Here is a 19,818-nt window from a genome sequence, read left to right on the forward strand (position 1 = left end):
TTCGCTCATGGCGACTGGGTTCGACGCGAAACCACTGGAGTCTTGAAGAACTCGCCAAGCTGATTGATCCTGTCGTGCAAGGATGGCTGAACTATTACGGACGGTTTTACCGGACGGAATGTGTCAATGTCCTTCGTCACATTAACGACGCGCTCGCCCGTTGGACGAGGCGGAAATACAAGCGGTTGAAAGGCCGGAAAGTCGCCTCAGTATATTGGTTGGGACGGCTCGCACAGCGCGATCCGAACCTCCTCTATTTGTGGCGAGTCGGCATTCGACCTGCGGCTGGAAGATAGAAGCCGGATGAATCGAGAGGTTCACGTCCGGTTTCGTGAGAGCCTCGGGGTGCAATTCCCCGGGGCTACTCGACCGACCACCACGCGCTCCAGGTCCTTTGGGCCGAGGGCGCCTGTCTTGTGCGCCCCCGACAGACTTTCTTGGATTAGCGCAACGAGCTGCTCCTCGCCGAGCCGCTGCCGCCAGCGCGTCATCGACGATCGATCGATCGAACGGCAGGCGGTGGCGGAAGCTCAGCTCGCCGCAGAAGTATTGGCAATAGGGGTTCTCGATCCAGCGAGCGCACAGCACCTCATCTGACAGGTTGTGCATGTGCTTCAAAATGAACAGGCCGGCGACTAGCCGCGTCGGCAAGCCCGGCTGTCCCGACCCTGCTTGGCACACCGAACTGAAGCGCTCATTCAGGATGTTCCAGTCGATCAGCGCTGCCAACCGCACCAGCGGATGACCCATGTCGATGATCTGATCAAGCGCCGGAAGCACAGGTCTTTCTGGCGATCATCCCGCGGCTTGCTCATCGCAATCCCCAATGTCGACGACGCCGTCAGAGAATCACGAATCAACTAAAAGCAAAACTCAAAACGCAAGAAAGCGAGGTCCAATACCCCGCTTTCCTGCAAAATCGAATACTACATCAAGACCAATTCTGCTTATTTCTCAGGTCAATTCGCATTCTTCACGGACGACTTGATATGCGAGTTAACCGACCGACAGAGTCGTAGTTCGTACATAACGTACCTTGAACTTCATCTTTAGTACCATTCGTACGGTTCTGACGCGATTAGAGCACTCTGACCGAGAGCGCCGATGCGTTCGTACGTTTTGTACTAAGTTTTCACGCCGATATCGAACGCAATCTGTCAACGTAGATTTGCGAGCGGCGGAATGGTCCGCGCCGCGACGTCAGCGGTAAATCTAGCAGCCGACGTTCGGGAAGGCCCTGTCGATCGCGAATGATTGGGGGCGAAGATGGCCAAGTTCTGGGGTGAGCGGCCACTCTTCACGTGAAACAATTGGAGGTCTTTTATGAGGATGGCTAAGAGCCTATTTCTCGGTTCGGCGGCGGGTCTGATCACCTTGGGTGTGGCGCAGGCGGCTGATCTTCCTGTCAAGGCCAAGGCGATCGAGTATGTCAAGGTCTGCTCTCTGTATGGCGCCGGCTTCTATTACATTCCGGGCACTGACACGTGCATCAAGTTGGGTGGCTACCTGCGCGCTGAAACGACATTCAACACGAGCTACCATTATGCAGCGCCGGACAGTGGTGTGGGTGGCGCGCACAACCGCCTGAGCGAATATTACAGCGCGCGCGTCCGCCAAGATCTCTCGATCGACACGCGTACAGCGACCGAGTACGGCGTGCTCCGTACGTTCGCCGAGCTGGCTTGGACCTATACAGGGGGTGCCTATAGCGGTAACGGGGCGGGCGGCACGACGTATACGACGGGGATTGGTAATCAGGTCGCTCAGGGTACCCCCGGTCTCTATTACGCGTTCATTCAATTCGCTGGCTTCACGTTCGGCAAAGCGACGTCTCAGTTCAGTACTCCTTGGGGCCAATATGCGGCGCAATCCTTCGAGCTAACAGGTGCTGGCGGTTGGGATCCCGTGAACCAGATCGCCTATACATTTGATTTCGGGCAAGGCATCTCGGCCTCGTTGTCGGCCGAGGATCAGGTTTCCCGCAACCAGCTCGCTGTCTGGAACGTGAGCGCCGCGTCAGTTGGAGGCCTTGCTGCCGGTGCGTACGGCGCTAACGATTTCGGGGGGGCGAGGGCTCCAGACCTCATCGGATCCGTTACTGTTGACCAGAGTTGGGGTTATTTCAAAGCCTCGGTCGCAGCGCACAATAACCATGTTGCTTACTATGGCGCGACCGAGCTCACTGGCCATCCGGATGATAAGTGGGGCGGGGCCGGTCAGCTGGCATTGTCGATCAAGAACATTCCGACCGGTGCCGGCGATACGATCAACATGACAGCTGTGTATACGAAGGGTGCGAGCCGTTACAACTTCCACGACTACACGAATGCGCCCAGTTACGCGATGTACGGAAGCACGGGTCTCGCGGGTGCGTACCAGAGCGTCGGGCTCGCTGGTGTGTCTGACTCGGTGTTTGTGCCGGGATCCGGCCAGGAGCTGACTACGACATTCGGCTTCAACGGCGGTTACACCCACAACTGGGACCCGCAGTGGGCCAGCAGCGTCTTCGGGTCCTGGTCTGCTGTGCGCTACAACGGTACGGCCAAGGGTTATATCTGCGGTGCTGTCGTTCCAGGTCTTGCGCTCTCGACAGGCCTTGCTGGCTGCAACCCCGATTTCAACTTCGCCACTGTCGGTACAAGGACGGGTTGGACTCCGGTCAAGGGCCTGACCTTCTCAGCCGAACTCGCGTACACGATGCTGGACCAGAAGTACGCAAGCGGAAGCACGGTCACTTTGCCGGTGCAGAATTCGATTGCCAAGCCGGGTACTACGTATGAGCTGAAGGACCAGAATGCGTTCACGCTAGTGGTCCGAGCTCAGCGCAATTTCTAATTCTCTATTAACTAACGGAAGGAGAAAAGACGCGCTGTTGCTCATCTATGTGTTAACCTCCAAGAAGGCCTCCGGCATGCCCGCCGGAGGCCTTTTCTCACTCCGACGTGAAACGAGATGACCGCTTCGCAGCCACTCGTGACAAATTCGCGAGTCAGCACCACCAGCCTATCAGTTTCGTCGCGCGGGAAAGAAGCTCGCTCCAACCAAGAGGAGTTTGGCAGCTAGTTCAATCGCTTCATCGGCGTCGCCGCCCGATTCGGCTAAAAACAGTTCGGCGATCTCAACACGCGCGGCAAATACCGCAATCGTAAAAAGTTGCGATGGTCACCATGCCGAGTAAAAGCGCTGCCAGACCGGCACGCTTGACGCCGGATCCGTCGTTACGGCCGACCGCGTGGCCGACGCGTATGGCCGCAGCCATGCTGATACCGAAAGAAACACCAATAGGATAACATCGACTTGAACAGCGATCTGATGGGCAGCGAGCGCGCTGGTGCTAATCAGGCCGGCCAAAAGCGCCGCGGCCACGAACAGGCCATTTCCTATCATTGAACCAACTGAGATCGGTATCCCGATCACCAGCAGCTGACGCATCAACGGCCAGTCGAAGTGCCAAAGACGTTCAAACATGCGGTAGTCGCATAGATCAGTAGATAAACTAAGCCGGCATTTACGGGGATCGCCGCGACCGCGCTCATGAAGCTACGGAGCACCTGAAAGCAAAACGCCGGTGCAATGCCCCATACGATCCCGAGAAGGTATTGCTGGGCGAGACGCGCCGCGTTGGGAGGCCGCTTAAAGGCGAGCAGCAGTTGTTCTCCGCACAATGCGAGGGCTGTGATCGGAAGCGAAAGCAGCAACGCCATCCATAAGCGCGTGCGTACCGTACCTCGGATCGCAAGTAGATTGCCTGCCCCAAACGCCTGAGCCGCTAGGGGGGCGACCGCCGCCAGGAGGCCTGCGCCAAAGGTGAAGCTAACCAGATAGACCCTGTCCGCCAGTGCCGCCGCTGCGAGTGCCTAGCTGCTAATGCGACCGATTAGGGCGAGATCAGTCGTCATCATTGCGATCTGCCCAACCTGCGTCAGGATTATCGGCAGCGCGAATCTTGCAAGTTCGCGCAGCTCGTCAGTAAGCTCATGAACGTCTGTTGCCTGTCTCCTAACTCCGAGTGGAGAATGCGGGGTCGGTTTTGTTTCAGCTATCTTATCTCTGGAAGCCTTTATCAAAGATGCCCTCTATCATCGAGACGAACCCTCTTTGCCACTCCGATCGAGGAGGGCGCTTCAGAACTGGCCGGTGCGCGTCAGAGCTTAGAGCGCCCCACCGGTTTGAAGCTCTTCCGAGCCTGCGTGTAGCGACTGCTCGCTTTATACTCCGTCGCTTGGCTCCTGCGTTTCAATGCTTCCGCGCCGAAATAGCGCTCACCGATTTGGAGCGACGGCAGACTATTGCTCAGCTGGTCGATCACCTGGCGAAGATATGGCTTCCAACCGAGCAATGAGAGCGTGCCGGCATTCGTCAGTCGAGCCTGCGTCCGACGCCAGCGCGTACTGAAGGACGACAATGCCAGTGATCATCGCTGCGATCTTTGGGCATCCGATGCCGCTCCGCGAACAATATCAACTATTAACATTGGTGGTATCTACCTGGGTTGGGGCCCGGGCTGGGATCGATCGCAATTGTTCGGGAATCTATCTGACAACGCTTGCTCAAGCCCGATCACATGTTGCGATCAACCGGCTGGAATCACCGCGAAGGTCATGTTCTCGTGTGACCTGGTGCTCGTTCCCGAGTGCCGCGAAGCAGAAAATAGATTGATACATTGCAATTTTGAGCAATGCGCGTCTAGAGGCGCGGCACTGCACTAGACTAGGACGCCCTCACACTTGGTAGGTCTGTTCTCGTCAATTCTTATGTAGGGTGAATTTACGACAAAAACACTGCGTGAACTAAGCGGTATTTCTCTCCTCTAGGGCCCTTTCTCACGGAATTGCGAACAAAGTGGATGCATTTCTTTGCGGCGCTCCGCTTGAGTTCGGGGCTTGCTCATACGAGTGGAGCTGTAGCGAGTGCTTGCGTCACTCTATCGACATCGAGGAACGGCGAAAGGTCGAGATTGAGTTCAAACAGTTCAATGCATCACGCTAGAACAGGCAATGAAGGGAGACAACGCATGCGGGCCGACGAGGAAATGAAGCTCGGACTGTATCTCACTCGGGCGGGATACCATGAAGGCGCTTGGCTCGATCCAAGCGTACCCCTCAGTGGAGTAGGGGATGTCGAGCGTTATGAAGAACTTGCACGACTCGCCGAAAGTGCCGCTTTTCACTTCGTATTTGTCGCTGATCATCAAGGCATAATAGATGGTCACGCAACCATGTCACGTGTAGGTCGTAACGATGGCCTCGAGCCGATTACGCTGTTGTCGGCCCTTTCATCCCGAACTCGGGACATCGGTCTTGTTGCGACAGCGACGACCACTTACTATCAACCGTACAATCTTGCGCGAATGTTCGCATCACTTGACCATCTATCGAAAGGGCGCGCAGCCTGGAACATTGTTACCTCCGCCATGGCTCCCGAAGCTCACAATTTTGGTGAAGAGCGACTGCCAGATCACGACAAGCGTTACGCTCGAGCGAGCGAGTTCGTGGAGATAGTCAAAGGCCTTTGGGACACTTGGCAGGACGATGCTTTCGTTCGCGACAGGCAAACTGGTATTTACGCTGATACTACGAAGCTACATGTGCTCAATCATCGGGGAAACTATTTTTCGGTGAGAGGGCCCTTGAACATTGCAAGGCCCCGGCAAGGGTATCCCGTGTTGGTTCAGGCTGGCGCGTCCAATACAGGTATAGCCTTCGCTGCCGAAGTTGCCGAAGTCGTGTTCACCGCCGAGCCATCTCTTGAGAACGGTAAGCGATTCTACGCAGGTCTCAAGCAAAAAGCGCGGGCACTCGGGCGGAATGAGGATCAAGTGGTAATCATGCCGGGCATTGTTCCGATAGTTGGAAAAACTAAGCAAGAAGCCTCTGAGAAACTTCAAAGGTTAAGGGCGACCACGCACATTGACGTTCAAGTTGGGGCGGCCGATCTTTGGTTAGGCTCAGTCACCGATCTACGTTCGGTGAATCTTGACGCGTTGGTCCCTGAGACTTTGCCGGGGACGAATTCCATCCAGAGTCGTCAGAAGCTGCTCGTCGACGTTGCCGCACGTCAGAAATTTACCTGGAGACAACTGATCCAATTGATATCAGACAGCAAAGGACATCTCATGGTTGTTGGAACGCCGGAGGAAATTGCTGACGCCATGGTAGATACGTTTGATCAACACGCGGCTGACGGATTTAATGTGTTACCAGCGACTGCGCCTGGCGGTCTGAGAGACTTTGTTGACCTGGTAGTTCCTGAATTGCGTCGGCGAGGGAAATTCCGATCGAAATACTTCGGAAAAACCCTAAGAGAGAATCTCGGCCTCGAGCGACCAGCGAATCAGTTCGCCCAGTAAACAGCTACCAACTCAGCCAACTCTCGGTATGCGCATCTGGAGCAGAGAGCTGGCATCGGTTGTCTGAACAGCAATTCCGCGTCGATAAGTGGAGCTTCTGCCGAGTTAAGCTGCCGCGCGGAACGGCAGCGGGCTGAAGTAAGCTTGATCCGGGGTACCCCGGTCAAGGCTCGAGTGGGGACGCCGGCCATTGTAAAAGGCGAGGTATCGGCCGATTGAGGCGCGGGCGTCGGAGACGGTGTCGTAGGCGCGCAGATAGACCTCTTCGCATTTGACGCTGCGCCACAGCCGCTCGACGAACACGTTGTCGCGCCAGGCGCCCCGGCCGTCCATGCTGATATGCCATGACTGGCGAGCACGCCGGTGAAAGCGGCGCCCGTGAACTGCGAGCCTTGGTCGGTGTTGAAGATGTCCGGCTTGCCGTGGCGAGCGAGAGCGTCCTCCAGCGTCTCGACGCAGAATGCGGCTTCCATCGTAATCGAGACGCGCCACGACAGCACCCGGCGGCTGAACCAGTCGAGAACCACCGCGAGATAGACGAAGCCGCGCGCCATCGGGATGTAGGTGATGCCCATCGCCCAGACCTGGTTCGAGCGTGTGATCTCCATCCCGTGCAGCAGATACGAATAGATCTTGTGCCCGGGTTCGGGCTTGGTGGTACGCGGCCGGCGGTAGAGCGCCTCTATCCCCATCCGCCGCATCAGCGTTTTGACATGCCGGCGGCCGATCTTGCACCCCTCGGCAGCCAGCAGGTCTCGCAGCATTCGCGAACCGGCGAAAGGAAACTCCAAATGCAGCCGGTCAAGCCGTTGCATGATCGCGAGGTCGGCGGGCGACACCGGACGTGGTAGATAATAGACACTGCCACGGCTGATCTTCAAAACTTCCGCCTGTTTCGTGATCGGCAGGTCGTGCTCACGGTCGATCATCGCTTTGCGCTCAGCAGGCCGGCTTTGCTGAGCGCGCCTTCTAAAAAATCGTTCTCAAGCGTCAGCTCCCCGATCTTGGCGTGCAGCATTTTCACGTCCACCGCGGGCTCGCTCGTTCTGTTGCCATCGCCAGGACCAAATACCTCGGCCGCCGCTTCCTGAAGCTGAGACTTCCACTGCGTGATCTGGTTCGGATGCACGTCGAAATGCTCAGCCAGCTGGGCCAGCGTCATCTCGCCCTTGATCGCCGCTAACGCCACCTTGGCCTTGAATGCCGGTGCGTGCTGCCGGCGGGCTCGTCTGCTCATCGTCTCTCCTGATTCGCGGGACAATCTTGCCCGCCGTCAGGCAGAAACTCCACCTATCGCCCTGTCCAGATTCCCGGAGCCAGCTCTCAGTTGTGTCGTTCGGGAAACAGTCCGCTAGCTGCATTTCACTGAGTTGTAAACGGTCGCTTGGTTGTTCACGTTGCAAGAAGCCGTGGTAGGTGCGCATCCTCGCCGCGTCACTCGAATCCAACGTGCGCTCGTACCCTCGTTTCTTTCTAGCCATTTTCAGCTGATCGCAGGGCTCGACTATGCTTACTGAGGATGGCCGAAAGGTAACGGTGGAAACCGTATCGTTGCACATCGGAGGCGATCGAACTAAAGGCTGCTGGTGCGACCGTGCGAGTGGACCTCCAGTTGGTTCTGCCGCGTACGATCTCGACAGAGTTCGGGGAAGTGGAAAGTTTTCGTGGTCTCAGATGATCGCATCTTCGGATGGATACAGCGCAAGCTTGACTGCGTTTAGTTCTGCGGCTAGCCAATTTGCAAAGAGTCGCACGTAAACTTTGTATCGTGCCTTCAATGTGCGATGCATGTTAATGGTGAATGCATGCCTTGAGGAGAACGTTGCCAGCACGTCATGTTTAGCAGTTTATGAGAATGTGGGAGAATTGATGTTGCTTCTGCCCATCAGCGCCGCGCCGGGGCCGGCGGCGAGCGCTGCGTTTGGCCGAACCACTGTGATTCCGGCTTTCAAACTGAAGGCTCGAACAAGCGCAAGCGAAATCGCCCACTATTAACGGACTGTCATCGAGCCGATTGCTGGCGAACAAGCCGCGTGGCGTTCCTCTGTCTTCAATGGCATCTTCTGCGTCCTCAGATCAGGAACACACTTGCGAAGATGGGCCTATATGCTGGAAGGGATCGATTGGCGGAATCCGCACTTGAGCTGGCGGCCGCAAAGTATTTTGGGAGTTCCAACGCATCTAATCTGTGATTCACTGTGTCGCATAGATGCCGACCGCGACGCCGATGCGGGTGACGTCGCAACCTGAGAGAGGCGCTGGGAGCCGATCGCGCGAAGGGTTTGAAGGTCGCCGCTGAGCTCGCGGTCGCTCGCTCGAAAGCGTCGGAAGACGAGACGCTGATCCCACAGCAGAAGCTAAGATCGCCCGGCTGAGCATCAGATCTATGGGCAACAGTCGGAACGTTCGGCGCGGCTGATCGAGCAGGTGGCGCTGAAGTTCGCAGATCTGGAAGCCGCCTCCACCGAGGACGAGCTTGCGGCGGGTCGGGCCGCGGCGCAGACGACGACGTTCCCGGGAGTTACCCGCAAGGTAAGCCCCCGGTGAAGCTTACGATTACCCACATTTTTTGAGGTGCACTGAGCCGAAAAACTTGAGTCGCCAGAATCACTTGTGATTCTTTGATGGGCACCTGATTCGAGAAGAGGTGCTCTATGGGACTGACTTCACGCGCCCGGGATGAGAACGCCCATCGTTTGGCGTCTGACGCGGTGAGTTGGTTTGATCGTGAAGCTGCGCTGTGCGAATTCCAGGACGCTCGACTTGGCGAGAGATTTCGCATGCTGCTGAAGCAGATTGGTGGAGACATCGGACAGAGCATTCCGATGGTTTGCCAAGACTGCGCGAATACCAAGGCGGCCTATCGTTTCTTCTCCAATGAACGAGTAAGCGAGGCCGACATCCTGTCTGGTCATTTTAAATCGACGCGGGAACGTATCGCGGCTGCGAAAGGGCCTGTTCTTGTTCTGCATGATACGACCGAATTCACCTATCAAAGGGAGCGCCCGGATCTGATCGGGATGATTAAGCGCATCCCCAAAAGCAACTCTCGAAGATTGGACGGAAAACCCCAAACGTACACGACATGCGGAATATTGATGCATTCGAGCCTTGCGGTGACCCTTGAGGGGCTTCCACTGGGGCTCAGCGCCGTGAAGTTCTGGACCAGAAAGAAATTCAGAGGGGTCGCTGCGCTCAGGCGCGAGGTCAACCTGACACGGATCCCCATTGAAACCAAGGAGAGCATTCGGTGGCTGGAAAACCTCAAGCAATCCACGGAGCTTTTTGAGAAGCCATCGAAGTGCATCCATATCGGTGATCGTGAGGCCGATATTTATGAATTGTTTTGCGCCGCCCAAGAGGTTGGAACGCATTTCTTGGTAAGGACCTGTGTCAATCGCCTGGCAGGCGATGGCGATCATACCGTTGCAACGATAATGGACGAGGTCGCGGTCAAAGGTCTCCACCGGATCGAAGTCCAGGATAGTAAGGGCAATCCAGACCAGGCTGTTCTTGAAATCCGGTATCGTAAAATCCGTATTTTGCCACCGATAGGCAAGCAGTCGCGGTATCCAGCTTTGACTTTGACAGTGATCCACGCTGATGAAAGAGGAGCGCCAAAGAACAGAAAGAAAATTGAATGGAAACTCCTGACCGATCTTCCGGTGCAATCGCGCGGCGATGCGATCGAGAAGCTCGATTGGTATTCCTTGCGATGCAAGATCGAGGTCTTCCACAAGATACTCAAATCCGGCTGTAGGGCAGAGGACTCGCAACTGCGGACTGCTCAGCGATTGACGAATCTGATCTCGGTGTTCTGCATTGTGAGCTGGCGCATTTTTTGGATGACGATGCTCAATCGTTCAGCGCCAAATGTCTCACCGGAATTTGGGTTGACCAAAGCTAATTGCTTGATCGGCTCGTCAAAGACAAAAATCCAGTCAGCACCCAACGAAAGACATTGTCGCATTATCTCATCAAGATCGCCAGGCTCGGCGGCTATCTCGCCCGCGCCAACGATCCGCCACCAGGGAATCTGATCATGTGGCGCGGACTATCGCGATTCATTGATATCGCAACGGGAGCGAAGCTCTGACTCAAAGATGTGGGTAATCGTAAGCTACGCCGAATGGGTACGCTTGTCCGCGTGCATCAGCATGGTATGGCGCGACAATCAGGATGAGAGGTCTCACCTTGATCGCCGCCGCCCAGCATGGGGTTCTGTAGCCGGTGCGTCTGGCTTGAGCCCCGACGGGACACGCGACGCCGAACTTGCCGGAAGACTGTTGTCTCGTTTGAAATCTGGGCAATGCTGCTTGCCGACCGTGGCTATGACGCTAACTGGATCAGACGCCTGTTCATCCGGATTCCTAATGGTGGCAAACTAACGTGCCGAACCGGCGACGATTGCCCTCGCTGAGAGGTACCTAAGCGACTTGATATTCCTTCGTCGCTACCGTCGCAGTTGCGTGTCTCATCTCGCGCGCGTCGTGCTCCGGACTATCCAGTCTGGTAGCTGCCCGGGTCGCACATTCGGTGGTTTAGTCCTTTTAATGCAAGAGAGATCGAGCTGCGTTTGACGTATGTGCAGGACCACCGATTGGCTTGATGTTACCAAGCCTCCGTGTTGTACCCGCAACTGGGCGGCAGACCTCGCATGTCTTGCAAATCAACGTGGGGACAACCAGATGTTACAGCGAAGCCCGCCCTTTAGTGTTCAGCCATCTCGCGCGGCTTGCTGCGTGTGAGTGCAGGCGCGCTCGAAAGACCAAGTGCACTTCACATCGTGAGACCCGCCGCGTGCTCTCTTTTTTCACCATCCATGCTCGCAGCTTCTCCCCTTTACGGCCAATTACAGTGGAAGGAAGCTCTTCCTCTGCTCGATCGCATTGCGCACATGTCAGATGCCCATCAGAACGCAGTGCATGCTGCCGGGCAGAAACTGAAGCTGAGTCAGCTCGGAGCACCTGCCTCCCTTCCGGACGGCTTCGCCGTCTTGCTTACGGCTAAGTGAACAAATTTGGAGCAGGCGTTACGCCTTCAGTCACCACGACATCATCGCAGATGCGCACAAAGGAGCATTCAATGAAGAAGACGAACTGCTCGGAGGCTTATGCATACCTCAACTGGCAGGAGGTCCTCGAATGGGCGGATAGGTTAAGTGAAAGCCAGATCTACTGGAAAGATGAAGGCCCACTATCAATGAGAAAACCCATTCTTTTAGACGCCGCGCAACGTGTGCGTGGCAGAAAGCTGTCTTCCTGACGAGATCTGATCTTCCCCCGAAAAAGTGGAAGGGTTTAAGCGGCTTTTAGCTCCATCTCGATCGGAGGGATATATCCGATGAATGGAGCCTGGTGCGATTGTAGAGCCCTCGATGAAGGCGAAGATATCGCGTTGGGCGTAGGTGCGGGTCTTATGCTGACGATGATGAACGAGCTCGGTCTTGAGGGTGTGGAGGAAGCTCTCCATCGGGGCATTGTCGACGCATTCGGCCCTGCGGCTCATCGATGCGGGAAGGCCCGCGGCTGCGATAGATGTGTGAAGCGTACTGTCGGAATGATGGATCAATCCGGAGCGGGCCGCTGCTGGCGGACCGCGATTGTTAGCGCGGAGGAGACGAGTTTGACCCGCATGTGATCCTGCATCGCCCAACCGACGATCCTGCGGCTGAAGAGGTCCATGACGGCGGCCAGATGCAAGCAGCCCTCCGCGGTCGGGATGTAGGTGATATCAGCCAGCCAGATCCGATTTGGGGCTGCGGCGGTGAAGTCGCGCGCGAGCAGGTTCGCCGCAATCGGCAGAGCATGGCGACTGTCGGTGGTGCGGACCCGACGTGGCGGCGCCGTGATCGCCCGAATGCCATGCCGCCGCATCAGCAGTTCGATCCGGCCCCGGCTGACCCCACGTCCCTGCGTCCGCACTAGGGCATGCACATATCTCTGAGGCTCCATCCTGCTGAGACGGCGTGGAAGTATTCGAGGCCGTTTTTGAAGGTGATCGGGCCCGGCGGCTTGGACGATGGGTAGCCGTCCCAGCCGCCGAGACGGCCGATGATCCAGGCGGCCCAGGCGAGGCTGTTGGGCGGATGCGGGTTCTTTAGTCGCTTGCTCGCGGCTTCGAGTTGCTGGTTGAGGGCAATGAGCGCGCCTATTTGGCGGTTATCGAAGGCCGCGACAATAAGCTGGCGACTACCGTTGCGGGCCTGCAGAAGCTGGATGGTGATGACGGCCGCCTTGGCGGCGATCGCAACCAACTTGAGAAGACGATCGGCGGATCCGATCTGGCTGTTTTCGAGCTTGAGGCCTTGTGTCTTCAGGACACGGAAGAACTGCTCGATGATCCAGCGCTGCTTGTACCATTGGACGATGCGCCAGGCGTCCTCGGTGCCGGTAACCTCGTGAGAGGTGAGAAGCCGCCAGTGCAGCGGCTCTACGCCGGCCTCGGCATTGACCTCGCGCACATCGACCACCGCCAATGGCAAGCTTTTCGGCAGATGGTGCAGGAACTTACTCTGCGGGCGGGCGAGCTCGATTGCGTCAAAGCGAAGTTCGAGGTGGGCTAGGCGAGCTGGCCGCGCGGCGCGCGCAGGCAGTTGGATCGTACGCCGGTCCACCACGGCCATAACATCGCTGGCCTCATATAGGCTGCTGCGGTCGGCAAGCTTGCGATCATGCATGCTGCGCGCGATGACGTGGAAGTGTTGCTCAGCCGAGCTGGCATAAAGGGCAAAGATATCGCTCTCGCGGTCGCCCAGCACCGTCACCGCCGCGGCCTTGGTAAGCAGCGGCCTTGCCGCCACGGCAGTGGATATCCAGCGCTGCGATTCCTTGTCCGACAGCTCACGTTCGTCGTGCGAGGTCGTGCGGCGGCCTTTGCGCGTCCATATCTGTCCGCTCAAAAGCCCAAGACAGCTGCCGTCGTCGGCATCCACAGCCAGCAGCGGATGCAGCAGCACGCCGTGGCTATTACCTTTTCCGATTTCTCCGAGCCCACGCCGGCGTTGCGATGTGGTGTTGAAGTGGATCTCACTGGTGTCCTGGATCGCCAGCACGTGGCGGCCTTCTACCGCAGTGACCGTGCTTTCGCTCCAGCTTTCGATGATCCGCTCCGCCGTTACCTTTTCATGGCCAAGAAAGCGGTTGAACCGCACTTCCAGCGCGCGGTTCCCCCTGGAGAGCTGCCGAAGGCAGACAGTTCTGCCTGCAACCATGCGTTCAGCGAGCGCCGCCCCCCTTTATCGAGACGACGATCCCCGAACCGGCCCAGCGTCCAGTCAATCCGTGACAACATCGCGGCACCCCCGTCCAAACCATGGAGTGCCGCAATACGAATCACACAGACTCCCGATTCTGGAATCCCCGCGGCGGACCCGAGTCAATCCGTCGCACCAGATATGTGCATGCCCTAGTGCGTCCGCAGGGCGGCGTGGACCCGAGGACTGCCATAGCGCTGGCCGCTCTCGCGATGGACCTGCCAGATCTCCGCCAGCAACGCAGCATCGGAGGTTGCGCGGGTGCTCACCGGACGCGCGCCCAAGCGTAATAGCCGGCCGGCGACACCTCGAGGACGGCACACATCAGCCGTACCGTCGCGATGGTCCTCGATGAAGCGGGAGGTCATGTCCGAGTTCCAGCAAAGATCGCGATCGACTCCCTAAGAAACAGCCGGATTGGCGTCCTCTGGAATGGTCTGTAACACGAAGCCCAGTGATTTGGCTCTGCGTTGTAGGTTGGCGAGGACGCGGCTGCGATATTGTTGCTCATAATGGGCGGCACCCGGATATTTGTAGCTCATGCCATGCCGGAGTGTGTTGTGGACCAAAACCGCAATCTTGCGGGCGGTCGCCGTTACGGCTTTGGACTTGCCCGCTCGGGAGGCTAGCCGACGCATAGAATGCGCCGAGCGCTGTGTTCAAATGCCAGTGATGGACCCAAGCCGTGGATCTCAATCAGATCGACGCCGAGCACGCCCTACAGCGCAGTCCTGACATCGAAGGTAGGCGCATTGACCTGTTTGGTCTTGATGCGTGGCCTTTGCGCCTTTTTTGTTCAGTGCCGCGATCAGGACCTCGAGCTTGCGGTCACAGTCCAGTATCTTGGCCCGGTAGACGTCGTAAAGTTCCAGCGATTGGGTCACGCGAAGACATTTTCGTGCCAGTCGTTGCCCACCAGTGCCGCACGGATCGTCGCGATGGATGAATGGCATCGCACGTCCCGATAGGTTGCCAAGACGTCAGGATTCCGCTCGCCTGCAACAATGACTCGGATCACCCCGGGCACGTTCTTGGCGTGCCGCGCGTTGACCAGGATCACCTCAGACCCGCGCTGCTCCAGGATCTCGTAAACCGGGATCCAATAGACCCCAGTGGATTCCGTCGCGATACTCGTCACGCCGCAGGCTCCGAACTAGCTCGGCAGCTGATGCAAGTCTTGCGTAAATGTACCGAAAGAGCGCACCGGCGCGTCGGTGCAAGCTGGGTTCACCGCAGCCATGTGCATCTTTGATCCAATGTCGATGGCGGCGGCCCCGAGGTTGACCAGCTTCAGTTCCGGTCGGCCGCCGCTCGTCTTCTTGAGCGCTGGGCGATGCCAATCGTCATATTCTTAATCGGGATCGCCGCCAGGCGGCGGCACCGCTCTCAAGTTCGCAAGCACCCATGGACCATGTTTTTTAACGGGGATTGTGCCTCCAATAATCGAGCGGCCGCTACCCTCCCGGCCGCCGAGCATGGCACAAGGCTGTTTCTACGCTGCGCACAGGCGCGCCACGGTGCGGGACAGTTTTTTAAATGTCGCGCTCCATCCGCAGTCGTTCGTTTTCCTGACGCAGCCGGGCGATCTCCGAAGCCTGGTCCGCCGGCATCGGTGTCGCCTGCGTGGTGGGCGCCTCGCCGCCGATGCCGGCTCCTGCCGGAGCTTATCCACCCAGCGCCGCAGCACCGAGTCGCGCAGACCGAGCTCCTTGGCGACCGCCCCGATCGATTGACCACTCGATACCGCCAGTTCAACGGCATGGCGCTTGTGGTCCTCTGTGAACGACCAAGAAGCTTGGCTTCACGAACGCGTCGTGGATGGCGAGTGCGGTCGCCCCAAACTCATTCCACAGCCAGCCCAGTGAACGAATTATCAAGGTCGCCGTGAATCTGAGCGATTGTTCATTTGCGCTTGTTGCCGGCGGCACCTGTTGTCTACATAGGTTCACTCAATTTGACATCCGGCGGGTGTCTTGGTCCGATCGATGACTCTCCGGAGGGTTTGACCGTCGTGCCAGGCATTGCGATGGCTTGCAGCAATACCCGAGATAGGCGCCCACGGATTGGGAATGCAGGAATTGCCTGGGATCGTCCACAGTCGATCGGAAGGTCAACGCCGAGACCGGGCCGATCCCCGGCATCGTCATCAAGAGCCGACAAGCCGGGTCACTGCGCACGACCTTCAGAACCAGACGATGCAGTCGGGTGTACTCCCGCTCTCGACGAACACGTTTGTCGCGCCAGGCACCCCGACCGTCCATGCTGATGGCGATACCATGACTGGCGAGCACGCCGGTGAACGCGGCGCCCGTGAACTGCGAGCCTTGGTCGGTGACCTTGCCCCTCGGGCCTAATCCCGTTTGAAGTTCGTTCTGGCCCACGACAAAGACCAGAGCATGAAGCGCAGCCGCTTTTCGGAAGAGATGGAGTATTCGGTCCCGATCGCCTGACCTATTTGCCGCGCGGCACGTTTTGACTGACGATCATGGACCAACTGCATCCGAAGGAGAAAAGTCATGATCTACGTCGGCCTCGATGTTTCGCTGAATTCCGATGCGGTATGTGCGGTGGATGGGACCGGAGAGCTTATCCGGGAGGGAACGACGTTCGCGGACGCGCCATCGATTGTGCAGTACCTCGAACCATGGGCTGGTCAAGTTGAACGGGTGGGCCTGGAGGCAGGACCGACGTCAGAATGACTGACCGCAAATCTAATCGAACTGGGGCTGCCGGCCGTCAGTATGGAAGCCCGCCAGGTCAAAGCGGCACTTTCGGCCATGCCGGTGAAGACCGATCGCAACGACGCCCGCGGGATCGCGCAGGTGGTGAGAACGGGTTGGTTCAAGCCTGTTCACGTCAAGAGCATCGGCAGCCAAAGGGCGCGGACGCTGGCGGCTGCTCGCAAGCATATCATCCGCTCCATCGCTGCCGCAGAGCAAGTCATCCGCGGACTTCTGCGTCCGCTCGGTCTCAAAGTCGGAATCGTCTCAGTCTATCTGCGCGCCTACCACACCGTGTCCGACGCCCGCGCCTCGATCGGCCGATACCTCGACTTTTACAATGGCCGGCGTCCCCAGTCGAGCCTTGACGCGGCACTTCGGATCAAGCTTACTTCAACCAGCTGCCGTTCCGCGCGGCAGCCTAACTCTGGCAAAAGCTCCACTTATCGACGCGGAATTGCTGTTCAGACAACCGAGACCTACTCTCGGACCCGCCTCACGCAAAACTCTTCAAACGGTCCACTCGCTCTGAGCACGAAAGTCAATACCTCGAACGGGTCATAGTGGAGTTGCTCGCGCACCAGCCAGGAGACCCAGCGGCATCTTTACGAGTTGCGTCGCGGATCTTCACGACCACCGAGCCGCCATCATGTACGCCGACAGCCCATCCCGCGCACTCCGATCGGATAGATCCCCACCGCTGCGCGCACCAGCGCATCATCAATCTCGATGTCGATTGTAATCCTGCATTGCCACTTTCGCGCAGATCCAACGTGCGCAGCTCCAACATCACCGGAACGAAGATCGCCGCCCCTCCTCCGGCAAGCTCAGCAGACCGGCACTCGCGCCTTGCGACCAGCAAACAGGTGTTGCGGTGGGAGGTCGAGCCTGCGCCCCGCCTCAACGCGCCTATGGTCGGCGCATTTGAGTCCGTCTGACCGTTGACCGCAGAGCCCCACCGCCGCTGCCGCCTCGCTCCAACTGGTTATCCACCCGGCTCTGAGCCGTCAACTATATAGTCAAGCATATTGGGACCCTCACTATATACGACAGAATCATCTCACGCCGAGCAAGGTGGGTGAGATACGCCACGTATTGATGGGGCGTCAATTCGCGCTCTCCTTCAGGACCAGCACTCATGCCATCGGTCACACGAATGCCGGTGCACATGAACGCAACCGACCTTTATCTAAAGTGCTGCCGCAATCATTTTTCGGCCCTCTATACATAAGCCCTCGATAAAACGCGTCTTTACGGGCTTGCCTTGTGTGCTAGGCGACGAGGCGCTCCCCGGTCAAGACGGTAGTGCACCGACACATCTCACCAAGCCCCCGCGCGATTTTGCTGCACCGTCAACCGTCCGTGATGCCCGCCATGCGGCAGCCTTCGAAGACTTTACACGCCAGCCGTATTCGATAATCCCGAAGTTCCTTCAAATGGACGACAGCTCTCCGCCTCTTCGCGAGTGCCCACTTCCATCCCAACGTCGGCCCGCCGTGTTGTCCAACATGGCGTCCGCCATTAGCGCTCAGCCGCATGGCCTCGGAGACGTCCGTCGGACTACTTGGCCTTCCTTAGATGCTTGCGGCATATCGCTGCTCCTAAGTCGCTAACGTAGTGAGCAGGGCTTTGTGCCAGCAACGATCACGAAGGAAATACCACTGCGCTTCCGTCGTACCCATTGACTAACTTGATTAACTCCTCACCTGGCGTCCAGAAAAGCCAATCGTCGTCCACAATGTTTTCGTTTACCAATCGCAATATCGAACCACCTGGTTCGCAACGCGTTATGTCGTAGACACGCTTCTCGACAGACCACGTTCCCGCAAGACCACACATGAAATCAGGAGCCCACATGGCAAAGGAGACACCGCGCATTATCCCTTCCATGATCTTGGGCATACCCTGCCTCCTAAAGTCTCCGCGCACCCAAATGTCCCCGCGAAAGACCACCCTTCCAGTGATCTGGCGCGCAATCGGCGCTTTGCAAATGCAACAATCATCAGGATGTGCATGTTTGCTCGGATCAGCGTAGAAAAATCTCAGAGATTCAAGATGTTCCTTTAGATTGCTGCTCGATAGGTCATACAGTCGAGCAGCCTCCACGAGGACGACGTCGTTGTTCTTGTCAACCCCCACGATCCAATATCCCTCGCCTGCTTTGATGGGTGATGTGTCAGGCCGAAAAATCGGATATGTCCTGCCTTTTGTCGGAGTGCGCTCCGTGATCGCGACATACTCATGAAAATCGAAGCCGATCGAGATCTTAACGCCCTTTCGAATGGCGGCGCGGTCATACACTTGGAGAAAGCGAGATGCTTGCAACTGATCCACTATGCACTTCATTGTTGCCCGGCCTCCTATGCCGACGAACCGAGCCGTGGCGTTCCGGCTCGCTATTCGAGTTTGTACTACATCATCAAATCACTAGAGACGACCGAATCTGGTAGGAACATCGGAGGCGAAAGGTCGCTCTTTCGCCGGTCCGCCGGACCAGCTAAAACCTGTCCGACGTCTCTCGCGAAGTGAGCCAAAGCTGGAGCGGTCATCTCGCGGCCAGATCACAGCCCATCCTGCGCACGCCGATCGAGCCAGCACTGATTTCGACTCGCTGACGTGTCCCGACATGATCGAAGAAGATCCGACCGCAAAGCCATCCTGAGACACCATGAGTGGAACACCTCAGAGCATTCAAGAGACGGTAGCGGCAGAGGATTCAGTCGAGAGCGCGATGCAATTCCTGCTTGCGGCGGCGGTGAGAGTCAGCGGTCAACTTACCTGACGGCGAGATGCATTCTGGTGCTACTGAGATCGAATTGCTTATTTCGTCGGCACGCTCACCTCTACCAGAGTTTCGGCCAAAGCTTGCTCGAACACTTCAAGACCTTCATCCACCGTCTCACGGTGGATCGTGAGTGCGGGCAAGAATTTCACGACCTGGTCGACGGGCCCGCATCGCTCGGCGTGGGGATGGTCGAGTTCGTATGATCTGTCGTAGCGTCCGCCTCCAGGCGGGTGACTACGCCGAAGAGCCGACCATTCAACCGAATCCCATCGTGTCGCGGCTTTGCCGACCACGAACAGAAGCAAGGTACCCGCGGCACGCGCTTTTAAGGGATTGACAGAAGCAGACCGAATACAGAAGCAGATTATCGCGATATTGAAGGAGCATGAGGCCGGCGTGTCGGTGGCCGATCTGTGCCGCAAGCATGGCGTCAACGACGCCAGCAGCTAGAAATGGAACGCCAAGTTCGGGGGCTGAAGGTCTCGGAAGCCAAGCGGCTGAAGACTCTGGAGGATGAGAACACGCGGCTGAAACGGTTGCCGGCCGACGCTATGCTGGACAACGCGGCCTTGAAGGACCTCGTGAGAAAGAATGTATGGTCCGCACCGTCCGTGCAAGGGTCGTAACAGCGAAAATGACGCTTCCAGTTGCATAAATGTATCCGGCCTCTCGCGAGCGGACTGCTGTTGCAGCCAGGCCATGATGAGAT

Annotated in this window: 12 protein-coding genes and 8 pseudogenes; 9 read left to right on the forward strand and 11 right to left on the reverse strand. The window is 57.6% G+C overall.

Features of this window, described 5'->3' with window-relative positions:
* A partial coding sequence (locus tag I6F20_RS37125) for a group II intron maturase-specific domain-containing protein (RefSeq protein ID WP_275945365.1) occupies positions 1-296 on the forward strand: 296 nt, incomplete at its 5' end.
* 75 nt (positions 297-371) lie between these two features.
* Here the strand turns inward: I6F20_RS37125 and I6F20_RS37130 are convergent.
* Positions 372-815 (reverse strand): annotated as a pseudogene (locus I6F20_RS37130) (transposase); the annotation flags it as partial.
* 508 nt (positions 816-1,323) lie between these two features.
* Here I6F20_RS37130 and I6F20_RS37135 point away from each other — a divergent pair.
* Entirely contained in the window at positions 1,324-2,835 is a 1,512-nt protein-coding gene (locus I6F20_RS37135) for a porin (RefSeq protein ID WP_225131443.1), read from the forward strand.
* Positions 2,836-3,162: 327 nt separating this feature from the next.
* Here the strand turns inward: I6F20_RS37135 and I6F20_RS37140 are convergent, their stop codons facing one another.
* Positions 3,163-3,468: a hypothetical protein gene (locus I6F20_RS37140; RefSeq protein WP_225131445.1), complete on the reverse strand. Its 306-nt coding sequence runs from the start codon at positions 3,466-3,468 to the stop codon at positions 3,163-3,165.
* Complete coding sequence (locus I6F20_RS38600) at positions 3,432-3,839, reverse strand: MATE family efflux transporter (RefSeq protein ID WP_225131457.1); 408 nt, start codon at positions 3,837-3,839, stop codon at positions 3,432-3,434. Before I6F20_RS38600 ends, I6F20_RS37140 begins: the two co-directional genes overlap by 37 nt.
* A 1,175-nt stretch (positions 3,840-5,014) precedes the next feature.
* On the opposite strand from I6F20_RS38600, the gene I6F20_RS37150 reads away from it, so the two are divergent.
* Positions 5,015-6,349 (forward strand): LLM class flavin-dependent oxidoreductase, encoded by a 1,335-nt coding sequence (locus tag I6F20_RS37150; RefSeq protein ID WP_225131447.1) that lies wholly within the window; start codon positions 5,015-5,017, stop codon positions 6,347-6,349.
* A 105-nt stretch (positions 6,350-6,454) separates the two neighbouring features.
* Here the strand turns inward: I6F20_RS37150 and I6F20_RS37155 are convergent.
* A pseudogene (locus tag I6F20_RS37155) lies at positions 6,455-7,586 on the reverse strand (IS3 family transposase).
* A gap of 968 nt (positions 7,587-8,554) precedes the next feature.
* On the opposite strand from I6F20_RS37155, the pseudogene I6F20_RS37160 reads away from it, so the two are divergent.
* From I6F20_RS37160 to I6F20_RS37170, 3 genes and pseudogenes are all read left to right on the forward strand, one after another.
* Positions 8,555-8,881, forward strand: a pseudogene (locus I6F20_RS37160) (IS66 family transposase); the annotation flags it as partial.
* Positions 8,882-9,003: 122 nt separating this feature from the next.
* The gene (locus I6F20_RS37165; RefSeq protein WP_225131448.1) at positions 9,004-10,389 is read left to right on the forward strand and encodes an IS4 family transposase; all 1,386 of its coding nucleotides are present in this window, start codon (positions 9,004-9,006) and stop codon (positions 10,387-10,389) included.
* Between the two features lie 1,045 nt (positions 10,390-11,434).
* Positions 11,435-11,614, forward strand: a complete 180-nt coding sequence (locus I6F20_RS37170; RefSeq protein ID WP_225131450.1) for a hypothetical protein — start codon at positions 11,435-11,437, stop codon at positions 11,612-11,614.
* A 302-nt stretch (positions 11,615-11,916) separates the two neighbouring features.
* On the opposite strand, the gene I6F20_RS38605 is transcribed toward I6F20_RS37170, so the two are convergent.
* The 6 genes and pseudogenes from I6F20_RS38605 to I6F20_RS38615 all read right to left on the reverse strand — a co-directional run.
* Complete coding sequence (locus tag I6F20_RS38605) at positions 11,917-12,225, reverse strand: DDE-type integrase/transposase/recombinase (protein WP_518513088.1); 309 nt, start codon at positions 12,223-12,225, stop codon at positions 11,917-11,919.
* A gap of 47 nt (positions 12,226-12,272) precedes the next feature.
* Positions 12,273-13,502 carry an IS4 family transposase gene (locus I6F20_RS37180; protein ID WP_225131452.1) on the reverse strand — a complete coding sequence of 410 codons (1,230 nt, stop codon included), beginning with the start codon at positions 13,500-13,502 and terminating at the stop codon, positions 12,273-12,275.
* Between the two features lie 982 nt (positions 13,503-14,484).
* Positions 14,485-14,742, reverse strand: a complete 258-nt coding sequence (locus I6F20_RS37185; protein ID WP_225131463.1) for a hypothetical protein — start codon at positions 14,740-14,742, stop codon at positions 14,485-14,487.
* A 354-nt stretch (positions 14,743-15,096) separates the two neighbouring features.
* Positions 15,097-15,378, reverse strand: a pseudogene (locus tag I6F20_RS38610) (transposase); the annotation flags it as partial.
* Positions 15,379-15,553: 175 nt separating this feature from the next.
* Positions 15,554-15,790, reverse strand: a pseudogene (locus tag I6F20_RS38295) (transposase); the annotation flags it as partial.
* Between the two features lie 32 nt (positions 15,791-15,822).
* Positions 15,823-15,937 (reverse strand): annotated as a pseudogene (locus I6F20_RS38615) (IS3 family transposase); the annotation flags it as partial.
* Positions 15,938-16,120: 183 nt separating this feature from the next.
* On the opposite strand from I6F20_RS38615, the gene I6F20_RS37200 reads away from it, so the two are divergent.
* Positions 16,121-16,303, forward strand: a complete 183-nt coding sequence (locus I6F20_RS37200) for a hypothetical protein (protein ID WP_225131453.1) — start codon at positions 16,121-16,123, stop codon at positions 16,301-16,303.
* A gap of 291 nt (positions 16,304-16,594) precedes the next feature.
* A pseudogene (locus I6F20_RS37205) lies at positions 16,595-16,749 on the forward strand (IS3 family transposase); the annotation flags it as partial.
* A 1,219-nt stretch (positions 16,750-17,968) separates the two neighbouring features.
* Here the strand turns inward: I6F20_RS37205 and I6F20_RS37210 are convergent.
* Positions 17,969-18,658, reverse strand: coding sequence for a hypothetical protein (locus I6F20_RS37210; RefSeq protein ID WP_225131455.1), 690 nt, complete (start codon positions 18,656-18,658; stop codon positions 17,969-17,971).
* 784 nt (positions 18,659-19,442) lie between these two features.
* Here I6F20_RS37210 and I6F20_RS37215 point away from each other — a divergent pair.
* Positions 19,443-19,705: pseudogene (locus I6F20_RS37215) on the forward strand (transposase); the annotation flags it as partial.
* Positions 19,706-19,818: the final 113 nt, after the last annotated feature.

Origin of the sequence: Bradyrhizobium sp. IC3123 (assembly GCF_020193625.1) — a bacterium.
Classification (GTDB): domain Bacteria; phylum Pseudomonadota; class Alphaproteobacteria; order Rhizobiales; family Xanthobacteraceae; genus Bradyrhizobium; species Bradyrhizobium yuanmingense.

Coding starts and splice junctions, on each gene's coding strand:
- I6F20_RS37140 (WP_225131445.1), bottom strand. CDS start 3,468: ATGTTTGAACGTCTTTGGCACTTCGACTGGCCGTTGATGCGTCAGCTG.
- I6F20_RS37135 (WP_225131443.1), top strand. CDS start 1,324: ATGAGGATGGCTAAGAGCCTATTTCTCGGTTCGGCGGCGGGTCTGATC.
- I6F20_RS37150 (WP_225131447.1), top strand. CDS start 5,015: ATGCGGGCCGACGAGGAAATGAAGCTCGGACTGTATCTCACTCGGGCG.
- I6F20_RS38605 (WP_518513088.1), bottom strand. CDS start 12,225: ATGCGGCGGCATGGCATTCGGGCGATCACGGCGCCGCCACGTCGGGTC.
- I6F20_RS37200 (WP_225131453.1), top strand. CDS start 16,121: ATGATCTACGTCGGCCTCGATGTTTCGCTGAATTCCGATGCGGTATGT.
- I6F20_RS37170 (WP_225131450.1), top strand. CDS start 11,435: ATGAAGAAGACGAACTGCTCGGAGGCTTATGCATACCTCAACTGGCAG.
- I6F20_RS37165 (WP_225131448.1), top strand. CDS start 9,004: ATGGGACTGACTTCACGCGCCCGGGATGAGAACGCCCATCGTTTGGCG.